At 44.9% G+C, this 7146-nt stretch carries 7 protein-coding genes and 2 pseudogenes; all 9 read left to right on the top strand.

Annotated elements, in window-relative coordinates:
- Positions 1–384 (top strand): cobalamin-dependent protein (locus QAS77_RS09115; RefSeq protein ID WP_305065081.1); only part of this gene is annotated, 384 nt, incomplete at its 5' end.
- Between the two features lie 100 nt (positions 385–484).
- Positions 485–1531: a DMT family transporter gene (locus QAS77_RS09110; RefSeq protein WP_305065079.1), complete on the top strand. Its 1047-nt coding sequence runs from the start codon at positions 485–487 to the stop codon at positions 1529–1531.
- Between the two features lies 1 nt (position 1532).
- Positions 1533–1829 (top strand): hypothetical protein, encoded by a 297-nt coding sequence (locus tag QAS77_RS09105; protein WP_305065077.1) that lies wholly within the window; start codon positions 1533–1535, stop codon positions 1827–1829.
- A gap of 13 nt (positions 1830–1842) precedes the next feature.
- Complete coding sequence (locus QAS77_RS09100) at positions 1843–1992, top strand: hypothetical protein (protein WP_305065076.1); 150 nt, start codon at positions 1843–1845, stop codon at positions 1990–1992.
- A 253-nt stretch (positions 1993–2245) separates the two neighbouring features.
- Positions 2246–2890, top strand: a complete 645-nt coding sequence (gene mtbC, locus QAS77_RS09095; RefSeq protein WP_305065074.1) for a dimethylamine corrinoid protein MtbC — start codon at positions 2246–2248, stop codon at positions 2888–2890.
- A gap of 21 nt (positions 2891–2911) precedes the next feature.
- Positions 2912–4315, top strand: a pseudogene (gene mtbB / locus QAS77_RS09090) ([dimethylamine--corrinoid protein] Co-methyltransferase).
- 148 nt (positions 4316–4463) lie between these two features.
- Positions 4464–5111: a corrinoid protein gene (locus tag QAS77_RS09085; RefSeq protein ID WP_305065072.1), complete on the top strand. Its 648-nt coding sequence runs from the start codon at positions 4464–4466 to the stop codon at positions 5109–5111.
- Between the two features lie 13 nt (positions 5112–5124).
- Positions 5125–6501 (top strand): annotated as a pseudogene (locus QAS77_RS09080) (monomethylamine:corrinoid methyltransferase).
- A gap of 142 nt (positions 6502–6643) precedes the next feature.
- Positions 6644–7146: uroporphyrinogen decarboxylase family protein (locus QAS77_RS09075; RefSeq protein ID WP_305065070.1), on the top strand; the 503-nt coding region annotated here is incomplete at its 3' end.

The raw sequence follows: 7146 nt of genomic DNA, 5'->3' as shown, positions 1-7146 counted from the left end.
GCAGAGACCGAAAGCAGAGGCAAGATCGTGATCGGTACGATCGAAGGTGACATCCATTCCATAGGAAAGGACATTGTTGCTACAATGCTCAAGATCGCAGGTTTTGAGGTATTTGATCTTGGAAGAGATGTAGCAATAAATGACTATGTTGAAAAGGCAAAGGAAGTTGGTGCACAGGTAGTTGCTTCATCTGCCCTTATGACCACAACAATGGTCAGCCAGATCCAGATCGAAGAGCAGCTCAAGGAAGCAGGTCTTCGTGACTCGCTCAAAACAATGGTCGGCGGTGCACCCGTTACCCAGGACTGGGCTGATAAGATCGGTGCAGACGTCTATGGTGAAAATGCATCCGATGTGGTGACCAAACTTAAGGAGATGTTCTGATTTTAAGAAATCTCCAATTCAGTAGCAGAGATCTATATTTACTACATCTCTGCAACTGATTATTTGGGTACTTATAATGATATTGTAGGAGGTATTAATTATGGATTTGCAAGCCTTAAAAACACAGGAGCATAAAAGGAGAGTCAAAATCGGTTTCATGTGGGCCTTTTTTTGTGCAGTTCTCTGGGGTATATGGTACATCCCGGGTACAGTTGTATGGGTCCTAAATCCTTTTGATGCGATGTACGGTGAGATCGCTGCTACAAGTGGCGACGGGGTATCGTTGATCGTAACTGCTGTGCTGATAACAGCATTCAATGCTTTAACTGTCATATTAGCTCTTTTGGTTTGGAATGGTGTTCTTGGTAAATTCGGAGAAATGAAGAGAACACTGAAAGAATTCCACCCATGTTCCAAGTGGTTCTTCCTGGCTGCTATTTTCGGCGGTCCGATGGCAATATTGGGATCATTCATCGCAATGGGATTCGTTGGCGGTGCTTTTGCTGCTGTTGCAGCTCTTATGTATCCAGTAATAGGTTCTATCCTTGCTTCTAAATGGTATGGTGAAAAGATTACCAGACGTGCATACACAGGTATTGCGTTTATCATCGCAGGTGGTTTTACGATCTTTGGTGGTGGCGTTTTAACTGAACTTGGCACCGGGAATGTTTCCTGGATCGGTTACCTTGGAGGCCTCATGGCGGCAGCCGGTTGGGGTATTGAAGGTGCTATTGCAGGAAAAGGTCTTGACATCTCTGAACCTGATGTGAGTCTCACAATCAGATTCATTGCCGAGAATATCATCTGGTGGATACTAATCATTCCGCTTCTTGCAATCGTTGGTTTCCCAATGTTCAAGTATGCAATACTGGCATTTGAGCCACTCACACTCCTGACCTTGATATTTGCAGGTATCACATTTGGCTTCTGTTATGTTGCCTGGTACAAGTCGTTCCCTCTTATCGGTGTAGGCAGAGGACAGGGAATTGGAAACCTTTACGGTCTTTTTGCCGTGATATTCATATTCCTTTTCTTCGGAGATATGCCTGCCTGGACTATTTTGGTAGGAGGCGCTTTGTGTCTTGCCGGTAGTTCCATCATGTTCTCTGAATCTGCGGAAGAATTGGAATCTTTGAGAGGTGACTAAAATGGCAGATCTACGTCCTATTAAATTCAGGATACTTGAACTGTGCAACGAAGAAGGAGGAAAATGGAATTATGAGATTGTGCCGCAAATACAGAAAGAGTATGGTCTCAAGGGAGATTTCCAGAGAGATTCCATCAACTTCGATATCATAGAACTGGCATCAGGTGGATTACTACAAGATGTTGAGGTCAAGGTCGATGAAGATGGAATTTACAAGAAAGGTTTTCTTTTGCACAAATATAACATCACAGAGTTCGGACAGATCCGAGCGTCTGATGCATGCTTGCTGAACATCTAATGGAGGAGATCATATGGTACAAACAGAAGCCGCAATGGAAGCGTATAATGCGTACTGGGTGAATTCACCCCTGCCTGCTGCAGGTACATTGTATATGGTGTTGATCCTGATCATTGCCATACTTGCACTCTGGCAGGCAAGAACGTTTGTCTCTAAATTCTAAGGGGGAACTGAGCAGAGATCAACAAACCAGAGAAACAAGTCAAGTAGATGTCAGACACAGATAGATTTGCTATGGAATGGATTTAATGTGATCCCCTAATGACAAATCTACCTGTGTCATTTTAATTTTTTTATTTCTACTATTATTGTTTCACATTGCCCGCATACACCATAATGTGTTAAATTTGCCAGCGGGACAAATCCGAATTTCACAATAATACAACTTATTTATCAAAATTTAACGAGGTGTGCAAATGAGCAAAGAAGAAATGTTTAAAGAACTTGCAGATGCCGTAATTTCCTGCAAAAAAGATGCTGTTGACGCAGCAGTTGAAAAAGCAAGAAGTGAAGGTCTTGAACCGGCTGAGATCATTGAAAAAGGTCTTGCAGCCGGTATGAATGAGGTGGGCATTTTATTTGAGAGAGGTAAGTTGTTCTTGCCACATGTAATGCTCGCAGCCGGTGCAATGGAATCCGGAGTCTCAATTTTGGAAGCTGACATGCCAACGGAAGCTGCCAGTAAGAAACTGGGTGTTATCGTAAACGGCACTGTTGAGGGAGATGTACATGACATTGGCAAGTCCATTGTTTCCACAATGCTCCAGTCTGCAGGTTTTGAGGTCCATGATATTGGAAGAGATGTTCCCCTTCAGGATTTCATCGATAAGATCAAAGAGACAAATGCAGACATGGTCGGTCTTTCCGCTCTTATGACCACTACCCTTCCGGGTCAGAAAGCAGTTATCGAGATGCTCAAAGAGCAGGGGCTGAGAGATAATATAAAGGTCATGATTGGTGGCGCACCTGCAACAGAAAACTGGGCAAATAAGATCGGTGCTGATTGCTATGCAGAAAATGCAAGCGAAGCCGTGGCAAAAGCCAAAGAACTACTTCTCTGAAATTTTCGGAAGGTGAAACAAATGACAACAGAATACACTACTAGAATGGGAGACGGTCAGAGGATACTCATGACAAGGGAGCAGATCCTGGCAGACCTCAAAGAAGGAATGGCAGATGCTACAGACCTTGGCGAGATCCCTGATCTTAGTGAAGATGAACTCGATAAACTTGTTGACATTATTGCAATGCCTGCGAGAATGGTTGGAGTAGAACCGGGCAAGGAAGTCCCTGTAACCCACGATATTGGTACCATCAGGATCGATGGTGACCAGGGCAACAGCGGTGTGGGAATTCCATCCAGCAGACTTGTTGGTGTTATGATGCACGAACGTGCATTTGGTGCTGATACTATGGAACTTGGTCATATAGACTACAGTTACAAACCTGTCAAACCTGTGATCTCCAATGAACAACAGACAATGGAAGTCTGCCAGCAGAATACTATCGTTCCGCTCCTTTATGGTGCAATGCCAAATCTTGGTCTTTACTATACTCCGGATGGTCCATTCGAGAACCCAGGTGATCTTATGAAGGCATTCAAGATCGATGAGGCAAGAGCTTCTATTGAGAATTCAGCTAAACATGCTACAAGGGACATAACATGGATCATGCAGAAGATGATGGCTTCCGGTGCTGACGGTATTAATTTTGATACGATCGGTGCGGCAGGAGACGGTGACATGTTCGCATCCCTGCATGCTATTGAGGCATTGAGGAAAGAGTTCCCTGATATCTACATCGAAGCAGGTATGGCAGGCGAGCTGACTCTCGGTTTGCATGGTGACCTTAAATATGACGAAAAGGTGCTCGCAGGAATGTGGCCACATCAGCAGGCTCCGGTTGTTGCAAAGGCAGGTGCCAATATATTCGGACCTGTTGTTAATACCAACACCAGCAAAAGTGCTGCATGGAACCTTGGAAGAGCTGTTACTTTCGTCAAGGCGGCTGTTAAAGCTTCATCTATTCCATGTCATGTGAATATGGGAATGGGTGTCGGTGGTATCCCTATGTTTGAGACTCCAACAATTGACGCCGTGTCAAGGGCCAGTAAAGCTATGGTCGAAGTTGCCGGCGTTGACGGCATATAGGTAGGGGTCGGCGACCCGATGGGTATGCCGATCGCACACATCATGACCTCCGGAATGAGCGGTATCAGGGCAGCAGGAGATCTTGTTGCAAGAATGGAATTCTCAAAAAGCATGAGAATTGGGGAAGCAAAGGAATACGTTGCAAAGAAACTGGATGTTTCTACACTTGATCTTAGTGATGAGTACGTCATGAGGGAAGTGAGGGAAGATCTCGGTATCGGCGTGATAACTTCTGTTGCAGGTACTCCAAAAGGAATTGCAGCAAAGATGAATATCGAGAAACTTCTGGATATCAAGATCAATTCCTGTGAAAGATTCAGACAACAAATCGCATAGTTAAATGAATGAATAATATGGGAAATTTGAAATGAGACCTTCTGCGTTGCAGGGTCTCTTTTTTGATCCATTTATAGAGAAAATAACTACTGTCCAAGTAGGTGAATGGATACCGTTTCCCCATTATAGATATTGAGGGAGGTATTACATGTCAAATCAAGAACTTTTAGACAAACTCAGAGACACAATTGTCAGTCAGGACATAAACGGTTGTGTAGAAGCCACTAATGCGGCACTTGCAGCCGGTATCGGTGCAGTTGAAGCTATCGAGAATGGCCTTTCAGTTGGAATGAAAATAGTCGGTGACAAATTCGAAGCCGCAGAGATCTACCTTCCACAGATCATGATGTCTGCAAAAGCAATGAATGCCGCCATGGAAATACTGTCACCTTTGCTCGAAGGAGATACAGAAGCAGGAAAGGGACTTGCCATCACCTATGTTCAGGAAGGGGACATTCACGACATCGGTCACCGACTTGTAACAACAATGCTGGGTGCAAACGGGTTTGAGATCATCGATCTCGGAGTAGATGTGCCAAATGAAAAGGTCATTGAAGAGGTGGAAAAGAACAAGGACAAGAAAATAATCCTTGTCGGTTCAGCGCTCATGACAACATCAATGCTTGGCCAGAAAGACACAGTGGAACTGCTTAAGGAAGAAGGTCTCAGGGACAATGTCAAGGTCATGTTCGGCGGGGCACCTGTCTCAGATGCATGGATCGCAGAGATCGGTGCGGATGCAACAGCAGAGAACGCTGCAGATGCGTCTCGTGTAGCTCTTGAGATTATGCAGTAAGAGGTGACGAAGTATGACATATAGTAGATCAATGGATTGCTACGAGTTCTATGACCGGGCTAAAAAGGGAGAGAAGATCACACAGGATGACTGGGATCTTATGACCATTCCGATGAAGGCAATGGAACTCAAGCAGAAGTACGGAATTGATTTTAAAAATGAGTTTGTCCCAACCGATAAGGATATGATGAGCAATCTGTTCAAAGCAGGTTTTGACATGCTCCTTGAGTGCGGTATTTTCTGTACCGACACCAAACGTATCGTTAAGTATACCGAAGACGAGATCTGGAATGCAATCAACAACGTTCAGAAGAAGTTTGTACTTGGTACTGGAAGGGATGCAGTGACCGTTAAAAAGAGAAAGGTTGGTAGCAAGCGCAAGCCAATCGTGCAGGGCGGTCCTACGGGTTCTCCAATCTCTGAAGAGATGTTCATGCCGGTGCATATGAGCTATGCTCTTGAGAAGGAAGTTGACACAATCGTTAACGGTGTCATGATGACGGTTCGTGGAAAACCACCAATCCCCAAGAGCCCTTATGAGATCCTGGCCGCCAAGACCGAGACCAGACTTATCAAACAGGCAGCGGCAATGGCAGGAAGGCCTGGCATGGGCATATAGGGGCCTGAGACTTCCCTGTCCGCTCAGGGAAATATCTCTGCTGAATGTGCCGGTGGCATGATCAGTAGTGATAGTCACGAAGTCTCACAACTAAATGAACTTAAGATCGACCTTGATGCAATTTCTGTTATTGCACACTATAACGGTAACAGTGACATCATCATGGATGAGCAGATGCCTATCTTTGGTGGCTACGCCGGCGGCGTAGAAGAGACTGCTATTGTTGATATTGCAACACACATCAATGCATTTGTGATGAGCAATGCAAGCTGGCACCTTGACGGGCCGGTACACATTCGCTGGGGATCTACAAACACAAGGGAAACTTTGATGATCGCAGGATGGACCTGTGCTACAATTTCAGAGTTCACCGACATGCTTTCCGGTAACCAGTACTATCCATGTGCAGGACCATGCACAGAAATGTGCCTGCTTGAGGCTTCAGCCCAGTCCATGACAGATACGGCATCCGGCCGTGAGATCCTTTCCGGTGTGGCAGCCGCAAAGGGTGTTGTGCAGGATAAGACAACAGGTATGGAAGCCAGAATGATGGGGGAGGTTGCAAGAGCAACTGCAGGTATGGACATCGGAGAAGTTAACAAGATAATTGATGGACTTCTCAAACTCTACGAGAACGATTATGCAAAAGCACCACAAGGAAAGACATTCCAGGAATGTTATGATGTTAAGACTATAACACCAACTGATGAATACGTTAGTGTATACGATGGTGCACGCAAGAAACTCGAAGAGTTGGGGCTTGTATTTTAAAGTAGTCCAAAATGACCAAAAGTAGCGCTTAATCCGGATATTATCCGGACTATCTTCCTTCACCCTTTGCCGGTGGGTCATTACCGGCTCCACTTTATTCATAGAGAATAAAATATAATTGAATTAACAGGAGATCGAAATTATGGTTGAATATACACCAAAAGAAAGACTGGCACGCGTATTGAACAAGCAGCCCGTTGACAGAATGCCAGCTGTATCCGTTACACAAACTGGAACCGTTGAACAAATGGAAGCTTGTGGTGCATTCTGGCCGGAGGCAAATGAGGATGCGGAAAAGATGGCAACACTTTCTGAAGCAGGCCACACTGAAATTGGTTTTGAAGCTGTACGTGTTCCTTATGATATTTCCGCAGAAGCCGAGTTATTTGGCTGTGAGATCAAGCCGGGTACACAGGTTCAGCAGCCATCTGTTGTTGGACACGTTGTGAAGACCGCAGAAGATATTGAAAAATTAAAGGATTATGATCTGAGTGAAGGAAGGGTTGGTGTTGTTTGTAAGGCGATCAAAATACTTACAGATAAATTTGGAGCTGACCTTCCGATCATGGGTAGTATGCTGGGTCCTTTCTCACTGGCACAGCACCTTAATGGTGATAACTGGTTCATGGCCATTATGACAGATGA

The organism is Methanococcoides sp., assembly GCF_030594565.1.
Classification (GTDB): domain Archaea; phylum Halobacteriota; class Methanosarcinia; order Methanosarcinales; family Methanosarcinaceae; genus Methanococcoides; species Methanococcoides seepicolus.
This window is presented reverse-complemented; position numbering and strand designations above follow the sequence as displayed.

Coding starts and splice junctions, on each gene's coding strand:
- QAS77_RS09100 (WP_305065076.1), top strand. CDS start 1,843: ATGGTACAAACAGAAGCCGCAATGGAAGCGTATAATGCGTACTGGGTG.
- QAS77_RS09105 (WP_305065077.1), top strand. CDS start 1,533: ATGGCAGATCTACGTCCTATTAAATTCAGGATACTTGAACTGTGCAAC.
- mtbC (WP_305065074.1), top strand. CDS start 2,246: ATGAGCAAAGAAGAAATGTTTAAAGAACTTGCAGATGCCGTAATTTCC.
- QAS77_RS09110 (WP_305065079.1), top strand. CDS start 485: ATGGATTTGCAAGCCTTAAAAACACAGGAGCATAAAAGGAGAGTCAAA.
- QAS77_RS09085 (WP_305065072.1), top strand. CDS start 4,464: ATGTCAAATCAAGAACTTTTAGACAAACTCAGAGACACAATTGTCAGT.